A 15,964-nucleotide genomic window follows, 5' to 3' on the forward strand; every position below is an offset into this window, starting at 1 on the left:
CATGTCCGAGGTCTGGGTGCCCGTGCTCGCGAGCATGAAGGGCTTCATCGCCGAGGTGAACAAGGGCGCCGGTCAGGCGTCCAAGTCCGCCGGAGCCGTCCTGGAACGGGACCTCGGGGAAGCGGGAAAGCGCGGCGGCAAGTCCGCCGCCGAGTCGCTCGCCCAGCAGATGGGGCAGGCGTCGTCGAAGGTCGCGGCCGCCCGGAAGAAGGAGGCGGCCGCAGCATCGGACCTCCGGGTCGCCGAGGAGCAGCTCGACCAGATCCGTAAGCGCGGAGACGCATCCTCCGGCCAGATCATGGCCGCCGAGGCGAAAGTGGAGGACGCCCGCCGCCGGCAGGAGTCCGCATCCACCCGTCTCGGCGCTGCGGAGAAGGACCTACAGGCCGTGCGTGACGGTGGCGAAGCTCGCACGTCGAGCGTCGTCACCGCCGAGAACAAACTTGAAGACGCACGGCTGAAGGCCGAGGCGGCGTCCGACAAGGTCGCCGTGGCCGAGCAGAAGGCTCAGGACGCCCGGGATGCTTCCCTGGCGGCCACGCAGAAGGCCGAGGGCGCCGAGGTTCAGCTCGCCCTGGCGAAGGCCGAGCACGGAGAGTCCTCGAAGCAGGCCACCGCCGCGGAGAAGGAGCTCGAGCGGGCCCGCAAGCAGGCGGACACGGCCACGGTCGCTGCGGAGAAGGCAGAGGGGCAGGTGAGCCGTGCCCGCGCCGATTCGCAGTCTGCGACGGAGTCCGCGGAGGTCGCCGAGCTGAGTCTCGCGGCCGCGCAGGAGAAGTCCGCCGAGGCCGCCCGTAAGGCGGGAGATGCGGCGAGCGAGGCGGCGGGGGAGACCCGTGCCATGAGCTCGGAGCTCGCCGGCGCTGAGCCGGCAGCCGAGGGGCTGTCCCTCGGGCTCGGTGACCTGGCGAAGAACGCCGGACTCGCCGCAGCGGCCTTCATGGGCGTGCAGGGGATCGGTGACACGATCTCCGCCGGATTCTACAAGGTGTCGGCCATCGAGGACACGACGGCGTCCCTGGGGATCCTGATGGGCTCCGCAGACGAGGCGTCCACCCTGATGGACGATCTGACCGAGTCCAACATGAAGACCCCGTACTCGTTCGACGCCTGGTCCGAGGCAGGAAAGAACCTGGTCGCTTTCGGCCTGGAAGCTGAGGACGTCACCGACACCGTCATGGCGCTCGGTGAAGCCGCGGCCGCCTCCGGTAAGGGCGAGCAGGCCCTGGCGTCGATGGGTGACGCGTGGGGCAAGGCCGCAGCGTCCGGCAAGATCAGCATGGACCTGATCAACTCCCTCGCCCAGGGCGGCGTCAACGGGCTGACGATCCTCGCCAACCACTTCGACGTCACCACCGAGGAGATGCAGAAGATGATCTCCGGCGGCACGGTGCCGATGGAGGAGGCGTTCGACGCCCTGACGACCGGGATCATGGAGGGGTCCGACGGTATCGCCGGGTCGACGATGGCGATGACCGGCGTCATGGACGAGATGTCGCAGACCACCTCCGGCCAGCTCGGCCTGCTGAAAATGTCGTTCGTCAACCTCGCGGGCGACATCATGAAGCTGCTGATGCCGGCCATCAAGACCCTCGCCTCGGCGGGGTCGAACTTGATCGGCGTCATCCGTGGCCTGATCTCCGACTTCCTCGAGGGCGAGGGCGTCATGGGCGCATTCCGTAGCGTCCTGGGCACTCTGTCGCCGATCATGAAGCCCCTGGCCGCCGCCGTCGGCGCGGTGACCGCAGCACTGGGCCTGATGAAGCTCGGGATGCTGGCGCAGGCTGGCGCCACCGGCATCGCCACGAAGGCCACGACACTCTTCCGCGGCGCGCTGAACCTCCTGGTCAAGCACCCGATCGTCGCGGCTATCGCCGCGGTGGTGGGTGCACTGACCTGGTTCTTCACCTCGACCGAGACCGGCCGGGCCCTGTGGGAGAAGCTCATGGACGCGCTCAAGGGCGCGTGGTCCTGGCTCACCGGAACTTTCGCCCCGGTTTTCGACTGGATCGGCGAGAAGTTCGGACTGCTCAAGGCCGCGTGGGAGGAGATCACTGCGGCCTTCTCCGGCGGCGACTGGGGCACCGGTGCCCTGACCGCACTGGTCGGGGCGGACAACGCTGAGTGGATCGTCAGCACCGTCGAGCGCGTCGGTGACGCTCTCGGCACCGTATGGGACCTGCTCAAGCAACTGCCCGCCCTCGCCGGCGGGGTGTGGGACATCCTGTTCAACGGGGACTACACCGGCCTGCCCTTCGGACTCGAGGAAGACAGCGGCATCGTCGACTTCCTGTTCAGGCTGAGGGACGCGGCCATGACCGTCGGCGGAATCCTCAAGGACACCCTCGGCGGCGCCCTGTCGTCACTGTGGGACGCCCTCAAGAACGTCGGCGGGTCCGTGCTCGAGGTCGGCAAGGCGCTCGGCGGCGCGTGGATCGACGCCCTCAAGTCCGGGTGGGAAGCCGTCACCAGCCTGTGGGAGGGACTGCGGAAGCTGTGGGACGTCCTGTCCCCGCTGCTGCTGCCGGTCCTGAAGATCGTCGGCGCCGTCGTCGGCGGTGTCGTCCTCGGCGCGATCATGGCCGCGGCGAAGGCCTTCGAGTTCATCGCAGGGGTCGTGAAGATCGCGGCCGGAGTATTCTCCTGGCTGGTCGACACCGTGATCGTCCCGCTGATCGGATGGTTCGGCGACCTCGCCGAGTTCCTCGGCGGGGCGCTGTCCGGCGCGTTCTCCGGGTTCGGAACCCTCGTCGAGGGCATCTGGACCGGGATCAAGTTCGCGTGGGAGTCGATCCTGAAGCCCGTCTTCGACGCCCTGTGGACCGTCGTGTCGACCACCCTCGGGGTAATCGGCACGATCATCCTCGCCCCGCTGCTCCTGGCGTGGGAGGTCCTGTCCTGGGGCATCAGCGCGGCGTGGGAGAACATCATCAAGCCGGCGTGGGACGCTCTGTCCACGGTGATCAGCTGGCTGTGGTCTAGCGTGCTGCAGCCGATCTTCGGCTACATCGGCAGCGCATGGTCCCTGCTCGGCAGCGCGATCCGCGCCATCTACGACTCGGTCATCAAGCCGGCGTGGAATGCCGTCGCCTCGGCGGCGAGCTGGCTGTGGAACACGATCCTCTCGCCGATCTTCTCGAGTAGCGGCACCGGATGGTCGAATCTCGGATCCGGCATCCGGTCCGTCTACGACTCGGTCATCAAGCCGGCGTGGGACTCGGTCGCCACCGCCATCCAGTGGCTGTGGAACACCATCTTCTCCCCGGTCGTCGACCGGATGAAGGAAGCCTGGTCCGGTCTCGGATCCGGCATCCGGTCGGTCTACGACTCGGTGATCTCCCCGGCGTTCGACGCGCTGAAGAACGGCCTGTCGAAGGTACGCGACTTCTTCGGCACCGTCGTCGACGGCATCAAGGGAGTGTGGGAGCGACTTCGCTCTATCCTCGCCAAGCCGATCAACTTCATGATCCGCGAGGTGTACAACGGCGGCATCCTGAAGGCGTGGAATACCATCGCCGGTTTCCTGCCCGGGCTCAAGGAGGCGCAACCAGCCAAGGAAATTCCTGGGTACGCCACCGGTGGCCGGATCTCCGGCCCCGGAACCGGAACCTCGGACGATGTTCTGATGTGGGGCTCCAACGGCGAGCACATGTGGACCGAAGCCGAAGTCCAAAAGGCCGGCGGCCACGGCGCGATCTACGCCATGCGCGAGATGATCGCGCAGGGCGACGCCTTCACCTTCGATGGCCACGGCGGACTGGTCAGCCTGCCGAACAAGGTAGACAACGACGCCGGCGACCTCGCCGGCGCCGCACCAGGCCTGTTCCTCCCCGCATTCGCCAAGGGCGGAGAAATCCGCCCCGAGTGGGAGTCGCAGCTCGAGCGCGGCCATGCGTACGCCCAAAAGGTCGCCCCCGGGCCGTACGTGCTCGGCGGAAGCTCCGGCGGCGCGCCGGGTGGTCCGACGGACTGCTCGGGGTTCATGTCAGAGATCGCCGATGTGATCATCGGCGGTCCCGGCGGGACACGTCAGTGGGCAACGTCGACGTTCCCCGGCCCCCAGGTCGGCGCGTGGGACCGGGGCCTGGGACCGGGCTTCTCGGTCGGTATCCACGATGATCCGGGTGGGCCCGGCGGTGGTCACACTGCTGGCACTCTGTCTGCGGTCGGGAAATTCTCGGCGGTCAACGTGGAGTCCGGTGGTGGTACCGGCCAGGGCGCGACCTACGGTGGCGCTGCGGTCGGTGCGGACCACTCGCAGTTCCCCGACAAGTGGCACCTGAAGATCGGCGCGGACGGCGCTTTCGAGTCCGGCGGCGGCGGAGGTGGCCCGTCACCTGCGGAGAAGTCCTCGTACCTCCGCGACAAGGTCAAGGACATCTTCGATGAGCTGCTGAACCCGATCAAGGCCTCGTTCGCTTCGGCAATCGGGGAGCCCCCGCCCGAGTGGCTGGGGATTCCTCCGGAGGCGATGTCGAGGACTAAGAACAAGACGATCGACTTCCTGTTCGATCGGATCGAGGATCTCGGTAGCCTCCTCGGCGGCGCGTACAACAAGGCCAAGGACATCGGCTCGGCGATCGCCGACGGTGTGTCCTCGGCAGCGAGCTGGGTCGGGGACAAGGCAACCGGTCTTTTCCGTGACAAGGGCGGCTGGATCCCGAACGGGATGTCCATCGTCCGCAACGAGACCGGCCGGCCGGAGGCTGTGCTCAACTGGGAGCAGGTCGAGGCGATCAAGAAGATGATCGACCACTTCGGCGTCGGGTACTCACCCGTCGCGGAGGCGGAGAAGATCCTGCGGAACCCGACCGAGGGTGGGTCCACTCCTCAGGAGGCCGTGCAGGGCGGCACCCAGGTAGCCCAGCACGTCTTCGCTGAGGAGATGGGCGACAAGTCCGCCCTGGAGCACGCCACGGACGCGGTGTTCGACTTCTTCGGCATGGGTGACAGCCTGACGAAGAAGCTGGTCACCACCCCGGCGAATGAGTTGGCACCGATGCCGGACTGGTACACCAAGGACCAGGGCGGCGACGCGGAGTCCACCGCGGTCGACACGGCCACCGCGGCCACGACGGCGTCCGACGTGTCGGGCGCTGGCGTGGTGATGGAGGATCTGACCACGACGGATGACCTGCAGGTCACCGCCGAGGTAGAGCCTGCTGCTGTGGCGGCCGCGACGGCTCCCGTGCCTGCGGTTGCAGGACAGTCAGAGTCGCTAGTGGTGGATCTCGACGAGATCGACCCGGACCGGCACAAGAAGCCGTCGGGCGGCCCCGAGGGGTACGTCTACGGCATCGTGCAGTCGGCCCAGGACCACGGTCTGCCCGCGTCGGGAGCGAGAATCGGCGTCGCCACCGCTCTGGTGGAGGCGGGCGACCCGCTGCAGATGTGGGCGAACAACGCGGTCCCGGAGTCGCTGAACTACCCGCACGATGCCGTCGGGTCTGACCACGACTCGGTCGGGCTGTTCCAGCAGCGTGACAACGGGGCGTGGGGCACCGTCGCCCAGCGCATGGACCCGTATGACAGTGCGGGGATGTTCTTCGACGCGATGCTGCAGAAATTCCCGAACTGGGAGTCCATGGACCCCGGCGCTGTGGCGCAGGGCGTGCAGGTCTCCGCGTTCCCCGACCGGTACGCCACGAAGATGGGGAGGGCCGAGCAGCTCGTCATGGAGGCCGGCCTGTACGACTCCGGCGGCACCCTGCCGCCCGGAGCCCTCGCGGTGAACCTCAGCGATTCCCCGGAGCACGTCTTCACCGACGACGCGATGGAGAATTTCGTCGACGCGACCGGCGACATGAAGGTCGCCGCGGCCGACCTCTCGGACTCCGCAGAGCCCGAGGGGCCGGTCATCGCCGCACCCGAGGTCGAGGCCCCGTCCATCGACGACCGCGACGACGACACGGGACGCCCCGTCTACGTCGTCGTCAACGTCGACGGTGACGAGGTCCTCGCCAAGCGGGTCGACGACGTTGAGGACCAGGTCGAGATCAACACCGCCGAGCTCAAGAAGCAGAAGACGGCCCGCCGGGCTGTCGATGCCGGAGTCAGGCTGCTGACGTAAGGAGGTGATCCGGTGGATCAGATGCAGGTCGATCTCACCGACCGGTGGGGCATCCAGTGGGCACTGACGGGCAACGCCCCCGGCCGCCCCGGGGTGCACCTGATGGGGCCGGTAGGCCTGGCGTCACCGATCCAGGTGACCGCCAGGCAGACCACCTCCCAGGTCGGGGTATCCGCCGTCTCGTGGAAATCGGAGCAGATGGAGGCCACCTGGAAGATCGGCTTCCGCGGCGACGACCAGCCGCTTTCCGAGACCTGGGCGATGTTCCTCCGAGGGCTGACCCCACTGGTGCCGTCCACCCTGCGGGTGAAGGTCCCCAAGCGTGGCATCCTCACCTGCCCGGTGGTGAGGACATCCGTCGACCCCGAGCCAGACAAGAGCCCGTACACCCGAGGGCTGAAATCGCTGATCGTCGACATCCCCGTCACCTCGTACCAGGGGTGCTGGCACGGGGAGACCGTGTCGCACCGCGGCCCGTCGACCCTCGCGAACTCGGGTGACCTGCCGTCCTGGCCGGTGGTGCAGTGGTCCGGCGCTGGCGCGTCGGTCACCGCCCCCGGCATCGGCGAGGTCGCCCTACCGGACACCGGCGGCCGCACCGCGGTCCTGGAGACCGACCCCGCATTCGCGTCCCGAGTGACGGTCGACGGGGTCGACGCCCCCGACCTGTGGCGCGGCATGCGGGGCCGGTTGTTCCCCGCACCGGTGGACGCCCACAGCACCGCCCGTTGGACGTTCGACGGGTGCGTGGGACGTCTGACCTCACGGCATTCACACATGTGGAGGTGGTGACATGGACGCCACAGTGCTCGACATCCCGGACACGTTCGACTGGGAGTCGTGGCAGGCGGCGCGCCGGGCCGAGCATGCGCTCGGCGCCCGGACGATCTGGCTGGCCGACAATCAGATGGTGCCGGTGTGCTCACTGTCGGGATTCCTGCAGGGGTCGTACGGCGACAAGGCCAACGCAGCCGGGGCAATCAACCTCACCCTGCCGGGCGATCACTCGGCGGTGCCGACGCTGCTCATGGCTGACGGCGACGGTGCCACGGACCCGAACGCGCTTCTCAGTCAGTGGTTCTGGATCATCGTGGAGACCGCGCACTACCGGGTGGCGTACCGCCTGGCAGAGCTGGAGCTGATCCAGACCGACACGGTGTCCTCGGTGACGGTCCTCGGCGAGGGGCTGTTCGAGCACCTGAACCACCTGCCGCTGTGGGCCAGCCCCGGTAGCCCGTTGCTGGCGCAGTTGAAGTACGCCGACATTCGCTTCGGCGACAGCCTGCGGGTCGTCAAGTCCTTCATGCAGGCGAACCTAGCCCGCGAGTTCCAGTCGGCGCTGCTCGGGTCGTGGGACATGTGGTCCCCGTCGACGTGGGCGAGGATCAACGAATCCGCCTGGCCGATCATGGTCAACCCCGTCCACGAGTCCCTGACCACCGAATGGACGGTCCTGGACTCGCGTTTCAACATGGCCGGCGAGACCTTCGCCTCCACGTTGGACGCGGCGGGGCTGCTCGTCACCCTGGACCTGTGGCTGCCCGGCGACGAGCAGCCCGCACCGTCGCATGTCACGCTGACGAAACCGACGATCTGGATCGACGTCAAACCCCGCGCCTTCGACTCGTCGTCGACGGGCCGGCCGACGGACATCATCCGCGGCATCCGGGCGACGATTTCCGGCGACCAGACGACCAAGGCCCTCGTCCTCGACGACGAGTGGTTCAACGGGGAGAATCCGCACGCCTGGTGTGTGTGGTCCGCGGACCACATGCAGGGCACCGAGCACCGGCTGGTCATCCGGAAGTCCACCGACAGTCACGTCATCGTCGGCGGGCGATCCCCGCAGATCGTCAACAGCCTGATCGCCGCGGGCAGCAATGCCCTGTGGCAGGGGATCGGTGCCGGAGTTGGCATGCTCTTCCCACCGCTCGCCCCTCTGGCGATCGCGGCCGGAGCGTTCCTCGGCCACATCCAGGGCGAACTGCTCAAGGACAAGCTCTTCGCGTGGGCGCAGTACAGCTCACGGTCGCGTGCCCTGGCGCACGGCCCGTACCGCTACCGAGGGATCGTGCTCTCCGGCGACGGTTTCTCCCTGTCGAGTCTGCAGTCGGGATTTACCGGCCTGCAGTCCACCCAGGGGTCCGTCGGCACCGAGTTCACCGTCGGCGACGGCCAGCCGTACGTCCTCGGACGCGACTACGTCGCCGGCGACCAGGCGGGCGTCATCTCCCACGACATCGTCTTCGCCACCTACGTCGCCGAGTGGGACGTGGACGTCACCCCGGACGGCGACGACGTGTCACTCGGCCTCGGGGACCCGCGACTACGGGAATCCCCGGCCCGGTCGCTCGAGCGCAGCGTCCAGACCCTGTCGTCGGCCCTCGAGCGGGTGAAGACGGCCATCCCGTAACCCACAGGAGGAACATCACTGTGACGAATCAACGCAACAGGCAGCTCGCGTTCATGCACGAGACCGAACCGCCGCCCGACGTCCACCCGATGGCGCAGCTGTTCCTCCACCCCCTCGGGATGAAATTCACCCCGGAGATGATGAACGAGCTCGCCACCTTCGTCTTCGACATGTGCGGGGCGAAGCTCCACGACGTCGAGCCGACATCGGTGGAGTACGTCCGCGACTGGAAGGACGACCGCGACGTCGACGAGATCGTCCCCGGGTCGGAGTACACCGCCGCATGGTCGGAGCAGCTGCCCCCAGGGATCAGCCTGTGCCCCCGCACCGGCCGGATGGTCGGCACCCTACCGCGGGGCCAGTACCGGTGGACAGTCCGACTCGGCCCGCAGGTGAAGTACGACACCCTCGGCGGCGACGGATCCCCACACCAGGACGGCCGCTGGATCGGCGCACTGGAGGACCGGGAACCAGTCACCACCGCCCCAGTCGACGTGAAGTCCCTGACCCCAGAGCAGCGAGCAGAGCTGCGCGCCGCCCTGGCCGAGGAGGACTGACATGGGAATCTCACCGGACAAGCACGAGCCCGGATGGTCCGGCTCACCGCAGGACATCAGCGCCCTGGGGCGCGCCGGGAATGACCTGGGTGGTGGTCTGGCTGGGTCGATGCAGGACACGGTCGGCGGTATCGCCGAGGGTCTGATGAATGGGCTGCGGGGGATCATCACCGGCGGCCCGTTCGCCCCGGCGGAGGAAGCCGGCGAGGAGTTCCGCAACGGGCAGGCCGACTTGGAGGACCGTATCGACCTGCTGTTCGGCATCTCCGGGTACGGCTTCTCGTACATGTCCCGGAATATCAACGCCCAGTGGAGCCTGAACAACTCCCGTCGGTTGCCGTTCGACAAGCAGCTCGGCCCGGCGAAGAACACCCGCATCAACTCCGACGGCCGCCTGGTCCTCGACGGGGCGGGCGCGTGGCTGATCCTCGTCAAGGCGCACGCCCGGTCTACGGGATTCACTGGCACCGGTGAGATCAGCATGACCACCCGGGTTAGGCGCCCGAACGGGCAGTTCTACCACCAGACCACCGACCACGCGTCCACGCTGCTGGAAGCAGGCCTGGCCTACAACAACATCGGCCCCGGCACCCTCCTCGCTGTCTTCCCAGTCGTCATCGACGAGCCGGGCTGCACGGTCGAGGCGGAGGTCTGGTCGAGCGCCTGGCGCTGGTGGGACGGCGGTACCCGCTGGTCGATGATGGCCGCGATCCGGCACTCCACCGACACCGAAAACCGGGGCGACGAGACCGTCCCGGACGAGACAGAGAGTGAGGCCAAGGGATGACCGTCCTCTACGGAAACCTCAGGGACGTCACCGGCGCCCCGTTCGATCAGCAGGGCACCGCGGTGGTGATCTCCGCGACGCAGGCCCGCCCCGCAATGCACTCCGATGCCCTGACCCTCGTCGAGCTGGCGCGAGTGGAGATGGAGGACTCCGACGGGCACTTCGAGACCCCCGAGCTCGACCCCGGCCCTGTGATCGTCCGCCTGGAGGGCGGCGTGTCACACGGCCAGCAGTGGGAGATCGGCATCCCCGACGACAACGAGCGCTGGAACCTGGCTGACCTGATCGGTGAGCAGGTCGAGTGGGAGCCGATCGTCGTGTCCCGCGCCGAAGCCGCTGCCCGGGAGTCCCGGGCCCAGGCGGATCGCTCTGAGCGGGAAGCCGACCGCTCCGAGCGGGCCGCCGACCGGGTCGGTTCCGCCGAGCGTGTCCTCGAAGCGGAGGCCACGGCGGTGCAGGCGGAGAAGGACGCCCTGTCCCACCGGGACGAGTCTGCCCGCCAGGCCACCCGCTCCGAGTCGGAGGCCGACCGGGCCGCCGACGAGGCGACCGCGGCTGCTGAGTCCGCCGGCCACGCGTCAGCGTCCGCTGCTGCCGCCGCCGACTCCGAGGACGAGGCCGGAAAATCCCAGGTCGCGGCCGCTGGCTCCGCCGAATCCGCCGCTGGGTCCGCCACGCTCGCCGAGCAGCACCGGGACGATGCCGACGTCCACCGCCGGGCCGCCGCCGACTCCGCAACCGCGGCGAAAACCTCTGAGGACAACGCCGCCTCCTCCGCGACTAACGCTGCGATCTCTGCGTCCGAAGCCGAGGAGCGCGTCACTGATGCGGTCGCCGAGGCCACAGGCATCACCGCCGGGCACGCGGATGCCGCCCAGGCATCATCGGAGCGCTCCGCACGCTCCGCCCGCGATGCTCGCGCATCACAGCAGGCCGCTGCGGAGTCGGCGGAGGCTGCGGCCGAAATCGCGATCGGCAACGTTCCCGGCGCGACGGAGGATACCCGCGGTCTGATCCAGCTCGGCGGTGACCTCTCCGGCACCGCCGACGCCCCCACCGTCCCCGCCCTATCCCTCGCCGCGCCGGGTGCGTCGGTGCAGCTGACTCCGCAGGAGCCGGGGTGGGGGTATGCGACTGCTCCGGTGGCTGATACGCCGACGGGTTGGTCGATGGATGGGACGTGGGTGTCTCCGCCGCACTGGATGTCGTCGGTGATGGTGATGGTCGACTGGTGTGGCGGCACGTCGGTGGCGCTGCGTGGCCGTCGGTCGGATGGGTCGGCGGTGACGCTGGAGACGGTCCCTGCGGGCACTCCGGAGACTCACCGGCCGGTGACGGTGCGGGTGGAGCTGGCGGATATCTCTGGCCTGGCGGTCGCGGCGACGTGGTCGCCGGAGGATCTGGAGGCTGATTGCACGGTCAGTCTGCTGGTGGTGCCTCTGCCGAAGCATTCGCATCCGATCTCGGAGGTGGAGGGGCTGCAGGGTGCTCTGCAGTCGAAGGTCAACGGCAACGACGACCGGCTCAGTGATCCGCGGATGCCTCTACCGCATGAGCATGAGGTCGACCAGGTGCGTGGTCTGCGCGCTGTCGTCGACCGGCTGGACGCGCTGGAAGCGCTGGTGCGTGGTCGGCCCGTGGAGTGGGAGTGGGACGGCACCGAACCGTGGGTGCCGCCGGAGCACGCGCTGCCGGGTGACCGGGTATGGAACACCGACAGCAACGATGTGCACAGAGCGGAGGAGGTGATCAGCGATGAGTGACCTGAAACTGGGCCCGGTCGTCGGGAAACGAGGTGGCGGAGAGATCGTCGACGTGTTCGAGGGGGCGCAGACGAACACCCTCACTTTCGACCTTCCGGAGGGACTCTGGGTCGTCCTCATCTATGCGGGTCGGGCGGGCTCGCTCTCACCGACTACCACGTTCGACGGCGTTCAGGTGCTGACAGTCAGCAACAGCATGCCCCGGGGGACCGCCGCTGTACGTGGCGTCACCGGCGGTAGCCATACGGTCGGCAAAACCGGTGCCGGCGACAGCACTATCTACCGCGTCAGCTACTTCCCTGACACCGAGCCCGACCCCGAATAGCCCCACACCAGGGGCTTTTTCTCTGCCCAAAGGAGGGCACATGAGCACAGTCATTGACTTCTCGGCGTCGTTCCCCAGCGGCGCCGCCATCAAACGCGCCGGGCACGAGGGTGTGGTGGCGTACATCTCTCCGGCTCGCGAGGCCTGGATGAAGGCGAAGCCGCTCACCAAGGCCAAGGTCGACGAGTACAAGGCCGCGGGGCTGAAGATCGCCGTCGTGTGGCAGTACGGCGCCGGGACCGCAGCATCGTCGGACGTGATGCGTGGCGCCGCGGGCGGCCGTGCTGATGCCGAGGCCGCACAGAAGCAGCTCAACCAGATCGGTCTGGCCGGCCACCCCGTCTTCTTCGCGGTCGACTTCGACATCAGTCTGGCTCAGTGGAACGCCACCGCTGTCGAGTACTTCAAGGCGGCAGGCGCCGTACTCGGCAAGCAGCGCGTCGGCATCTACGGCCACAGCAAGGTCGTCCACTGGGCGATGGAGGACGACGTCGTCGCCACCGTCGCCCCGGGTCGGGTACTCGGGTGGGTCACACGCTCCTGGTCCAGCGGAGTCGTCGGCGCCGACTACTCCGTGCTGTACCAGCGGCAGCACAACGTGCCCGGCCCCGACGGCGTGCAGATCGACGTCAACGACGTCCACGTTCCCGAGTGGGGCCACCGGGCACTGCCCAAACCCCCGGCGGTTGATCTGACCCGGTTGCCGAAGGTCGACGAGACGATATGGCTGAACAAGCACTTCACCACTGGCCGGAAGCACCGCGGCGTCCAGAAGCGCGTCGAGTACATCACCCGTCACCACATGGGCGGGATCGGCGGCACCCAGCAGTGCTGGAACTGGTGGCAGGACCGGAAGGCGTCCGCGCACTTCGCGGTGGACCCGCACGGCAAGGTCGGCCAGCTCGTCCGCGAGGAGGACACCGCCTGGTCGAACGCTGACGACGCCTCCAACGCGGTGTCCATCGCCATCGAGCACTCCAACTCCTCAGGCCCCGCCCAGGACTGGCCGATCTCGGACAAGACGATCGACGCCGGAGCCCGCCTGGCCGCGGAACTGTGCATGAAGCACGGACTGGGGCGCCCGGTGTTCGGCCGGAACATCCGCGACCACTGCGAATTCGGGGCCACTGCATGCCCCTACCACCTGCGCAACGGCGGCAAGTACCACGCCCGCTGGATGCGCGTCGCCCAGGAGCACTACGACGAGCTGCGTCGTGCCTCCACCGAGACTCCGAAGGAGAACACCGTGACTGACTACTCGAAGCTGCTCCTTGAGCAGCTCGCCGGACCAGGCAAGACGAAGGGAGGCGCGCCGTCGTTCGGCGGGTGGGACATCGACTCGATCATCGCCGCTGGGAAGAAGAAGTTGCGCGACACCGGGGGCTGCACGGTCCCCGAGATGATCGCCATCGTCGGCGAGGACAAGCTCCGTGCGATCATCGCAGAAGGGAAGCAGTCATGAGCGACACCGAGAAGAAGACCAACTGGAACGACCCGAAGGTCCGCCGCAAGGCCCTGTACGCCGGAGCTGTCACCCTCGGCGTGATCCTGGCAGGAATCGGTCTGAACGACCCCGACCAGATCGACTCGACTGTCCAGCGCGTCCTCGACGTCGGCGGGCCCTTGCTGTCCCTGGTCGGCATCAAGGCATTCCGCAACGTCGACGCGCCGAGCCAGGAGGTGGAGGCCGCACGTGCCAAGGCCCGCGAGGAGGCCAAGTCCGAAGCACTGGCCGAGGCCCGCGCAGAGGCCGAGAAGATGCTCGCGCAGGTCCGCGAGGAGGCCCGGACGTCTGCCAACCAGGTCGGCGACATCCTCGCCGCGAAGCTCGACGAGCTGCCCGACTACCTGCGCCCGTCGGTGTCTGACGCCGTCCGGGCGGTGTACGACCAGCCCTACGGCCGCCACGACGCCGCGGCCCCCGAGCCCGAGCCGGACACCGCCGGCCCCGGCATATACCCCGGAGGTGCAGTGTGACCCGCGCATGGGCGTTTCTGGTCCGCGCCCTGTGCTCGGGATGGGTGATACTCGGGGCGGTGGGCCTGGCATCAACCGCACGGGGATTCTTCTACCTGCCGGCCGTCGTGCGCGACAGTGACCGCCTCCCCACCGTCGAGGACTACGCACCACTGTGGGTGTGGGCTGTCATCTGGATAGGCGGAGGAGTCATCGCCGTCCTCTGCGCCCTCCTTCGCAGGTGGATGCACGTCGGAATCGGGATCATCGTCGGGCTGCCCATCATGTGGTCCGTGCTGTACCTCGGGTCGTGGCTCCAAGGGGAAAGCCGGGCCGGGTACGTCACCGCCTTGACCTACGGCGTGACCGCACTGTTGTCGACTGCGTACTACGTACTGCTCCACCAGCGAATCCAGCCCGGAGGTGATGCGCTATCGACGGAGGAAACATAACCCTCACGGTCGCGATCATCGGCGGCATCGTTAGCATCATCGGAGCGATAATGGCACTACGGGGCAAGAGCATGGAGCAGGGCCCGGAGTGGTACCGCACATTATCTGAGGACGTGAAGGCTTTGCGCGAAGAGGTGAAGGTGCTGCGCGCCGAGGTTGAGGGGATGCGTGCGTGGCGGTGGGCTGCGCTACGGTTCATGAAGACGTTGATGGAGCGGCTTCACCCGGATGAGCATCCGCCGATCCCGCCTGAGCTGCGGGAGGATCTCGGCCAGCCCACGAACTGAAGGTAGCCCCGGATGGCATGTGGGGATCGACGTCCAACCGTGATTCAGGTAACGTCTCGATGTGCGAAGAGTGATGTCTTTCGCGCACGATGTGACAGCATGCATCGATCTTTCGGTGATGACGCGCACCCTGGGTTGTGATTCCCCGGGGTGCGCGTCTCTGTTCGCTCACCCGCGGACATAACCAGCGTGAACGGGCCCAAGCACCCCCTTATGGGGGAATTTAGTCTTGCAATCGTAACGACCGACACAGAGGCATCGGTAGACTACGTGGAGCAGCGAGGACCACCCACGCTGCAGAACATCGTTCTCCAACTGAAAGGCACAATCATGCTGCCCATCGTTTCTGACATCGTCACCGCCATCTCCGACTTCCTGGCCTCCGGCCTCGAGCTCATCACCGGCTCCATCCAGGGCGGCGGCGCTGCCTAAGTCGCACTAGCGACCGGAACCCCCGCACTCCGGTGTGGGGGTTTTCTGCGCTTCAAGCATCTACACTCATCTGCATTTGTATCTGATATCATTCATTTTGGCGGTCCGAGTGGTGTCGCCGCCGCCACGCCCCCTCACTTCGGTGCGGGGGCTTCTGAGGCTCTATCGGGCGTCGAGAGGCATCCAATGCTCCGATTGGCAGTCGGCGGGTCGACCACAGGGCGTAGGATGGAATCATCAGGACAATCGGGACCGCCGATTGACCTTAATGGCTCGGGGACGGGCCGGTTCAGAGGTGCAGCATGACTGCAAACATCCGTAAACCCCAGTGGCTCAACGACCTCTCCAACAGATTCACCCGAAAGCCGGAAGCGGTGACCAATCTCATCTCACGGACGAGCGCGTCGTTCCGGCTCGTGTGGTGGCCAGCCTCCCACCACATCGAAGAAGAGCTGCCCGGCCTCCTCGAGAGCATCGCGATCAACGTTGGGCTGGTCGTGGAGGTCGAGGTGCCCGACGGCGAGTGGATAGTCCCCGATGGTGAACTTGTCGTCATGGGTGCGCAGGTCCCGGTCGTCAGTGTCAGTCATCTCCGTTCGAACGAGGCGCGGCTGTGGTTGACTGATGACCGGTCGCTGACGTTCGATGTGGTCTACCCCGACGAGAGTGTGCCACTGTGGGCCAGGGTGTTTCCCGGCAAGCAGGACTCCCAGTGGGTCGACGACGGGGGCTATCAGTAACCAGCGTCCACGGTCCGGAGAATTCTGATCCCTCCCGGCACGCGGTTGGGCCTCTTCGGAGAGTGTTCAGCACTGCGCTTCGGTGGGGTTTCAGCGTTTTCCAGTGGAGGCGGCCTTGGGTCGGTAGCGTTCTGCTTGGCGGGGAGTAGTAGAGGTCCCCGCCAAGCAGAACGCTACCGACC

General features: G+C 67.4%; 12 protein-coding genes. All 12 read left to right on the forward strand.

The features are described from left to right. Nucleotide 1: 1 nt before the first annotated feature. The 12 genes from Q0A34_RS03525 (at nucleotide 2) to Q0A34_RS03580 (ending at nucleotide 15,782) form a co-directional block, all read left to right on the forward strand. Nucleotides 2-6,070 (forward strand): tape measure protein, encoded by a 6,069-nt coding sequence (locus Q0A34_RS03525; RefSeq protein WP_291478500.1) that lies wholly within the window; start codon nucleotides 2-4, stop codon nucleotides 6,068-6,070. Between the two features lie 12 nt (nucleotides 6,071-6,082). Then, on the forward strand, nucleotides 6,083-6,862 hold the full coding sequence (locus tag Q0A34_RS03530; RefSeq protein WP_291478501.1) for a hypothetical protein: 780 nt from the start codon (nucleotides 6,083-6,085) through the stop codon (nucleotides 6,860-6,862). A gap of 1 nt (nucleotide 6,863) precedes the next feature. After that, entirely contained in the window at nucleotides 6,864-8,483 is a 1,620-nt protein-coding gene (locus Q0A34_RS03535) for a hypothetical protein (protein ID WP_291478504.1), read from the forward strand. Between the two features lie 20 nt (nucleotides 8,484-8,503). After that, nucleotides 8,504-9,040, forward strand: a complete 537-nt coding sequence (locus tag Q0A34_RS03540) for a hypothetical protein (protein ID WP_291478505.1) — start codon at nucleotides 8,504-8,506, stop codon at nucleotides 9,038-9,040. 1 nt (nucleotide 9,041) lies between these two features. Then, nucleotides 9,042-9,827 (forward strand): hypothetical protein, encoded by a 786-nt coding sequence (locus tag Q0A34_RS03545; protein WP_291478507.1) that lies wholly within the window; start codon nucleotides 9,042-9,044, stop codon nucleotides 9,825-9,827. Next, nucleotides 9,824-11,590 (forward strand): hypothetical protein, encoded by a 1,767-nt coding sequence (locus tag Q0A34_RS03550; protein ID WP_291478509.1) that lies wholly within the window; start codon nucleotides 9,824-9,826, stop codon nucleotides 11,588-11,590. The genes Q0A34_RS03545 and Q0A34_RS03550 overlap by 4 nt, the downstream gene beginning before the upstream one ends. Beyond that, on the forward strand, nucleotides 11,583-11,915 hold the full coding sequence (locus tag Q0A34_RS03555; protein WP_291478510.1) for a hypothetical protein: 333 nt from the start codon (nucleotides 11,583-11,585) through the stop codon (nucleotides 11,913-11,915). The genes Q0A34_RS03550 and Q0A34_RS03555 overlap by 8 nt, the downstream gene beginning before the upstream one ends. 40 nt (nucleotides 11,916-11,955) lie before the next feature. Beyond that, nucleotides 11,956-13,377: a glycoside hydrolase domain-containing protein gene (locus tag Q0A34_RS03560; RefSeq protein WP_291478511.1), complete on the forward strand. Its 1,422-nt coding sequence runs from the start codon at nucleotides 11,956-11,958 to the stop codon at nucleotides 13,375-13,377. Continuing rightward, complete coding sequence (locus Q0A34_RS03565) at nucleotides 13,374-13,892, forward strand: hypothetical protein (RefSeq protein ID WP_291478512.1); 519 nt, start codon at nucleotides 13,374-13,376, stop codon at nucleotides 13,890-13,892. The genes Q0A34_RS03560 and Q0A34_RS03565 overlap by 4 nt, the downstream gene beginning before the upstream one ends. Then, complete coding sequence (locus Q0A34_RS03570) at nucleotides 13,889-14,323, forward strand: hypothetical protein (protein ID WP_291478513.1); 435 nt, start codon at nucleotides 13,889-13,891, stop codon at nucleotides 14,321-14,323. The genes Q0A34_RS03565 and Q0A34_RS03570 overlap by 4 nt, the downstream gene beginning before the upstream one ends. 113 nt (nucleotides 14,324-14,436) lie before the next feature. Next, complete coding sequence (locus Q0A34_RS03575; protein ID WP_291478514.1) at nucleotides 14,437-14,610, forward strand: hypothetical protein; 174 nt, start codon at nucleotides 14,437-14,439, stop codon at nucleotides 14,608-14,610. 734 nt (nucleotides 14,611-15,344) lie between these two features. After that, nucleotides 15,345-15,782, forward strand: coding sequence for a DUF5994 family protein (locus tag Q0A34_RS03580; protein ID WP_291478515.1), 438 nt, complete (start codon nucleotides 15,345-15,347; stop codon nucleotides 15,780-15,782). Nucleotides 15,783-15,964: the final 182 nt, after the last annotated feature.

Source organism: Corynebacterium sp., from assembly GCF_022712195.1.
Taxonomy (GTDB): domain Bacteria; phylum Actinomycetota; class Actinomycetes; order Mycobacteriales; family Mycobacteriaceae; genus Corynebacterium.

What these genes read in the sequence shown, in the direction of transcription:
- Q0A34_RS03580 (WP_291478515.1), top strand. Translation starts at nt 15,345, where the DNA reads ATGACTGCAAACATCCGTAAACCCCAGTGGCTCAACGACCTCTCCAAC.
- Q0A34_RS03525 (WP_291478500.1), top strand. Translation starts at nt 2, where the DNA reads ATGTCCGAGGTCTGGGTGCCCGTGCTCGCGAGCATGAAGGGCTTCATC.
- Q0A34_RS03535 (WP_291478504.1), top strand. Translation starts at nt 6,864, where the DNA reads ATGGACGCCACAGTGCTCGACATCCCGGACACGTTCGACTGGGAGTCG.
- Q0A34_RS03565 (WP_291478512.1), top strand. Translation starts at nt 13,374, where the DNA reads ATGAGCGACACCGAGAAGAAGACCAACTGGAACGACCCGAAGGTCCGC.
- Q0A34_RS03560 (WP_291478511.1), top strand. Translation starts at nt 11,956, where the DNA reads ATGAGCACAGTCATTGACTTCTCGGCGTCGTTCCCCAGCGGCGCCGCC.
- Q0A34_RS03550 (WP_291478509.1), top strand. Translation starts at nt 9,824, where the DNA reads ATGACCGTCCTCTACGGAAACCTCAGGGACGTCACCGGCGCCCCGTTC.
- Q0A34_RS03555 (WP_291478510.1), top strand. Translation starts at nt 11,583, where the DNA reads ATGAGTGACCTGAAACTGGGCCCGGTCGTCGGGAAACGAGGTGGCGGA.
- Q0A34_RS03545 (WP_291478507.1), top strand. Translation starts at nt 9,042, where the DNA reads ATGGGAATCTCACCGGACAAGCACGAGCCCGGATGGTCCGGCTCACCG.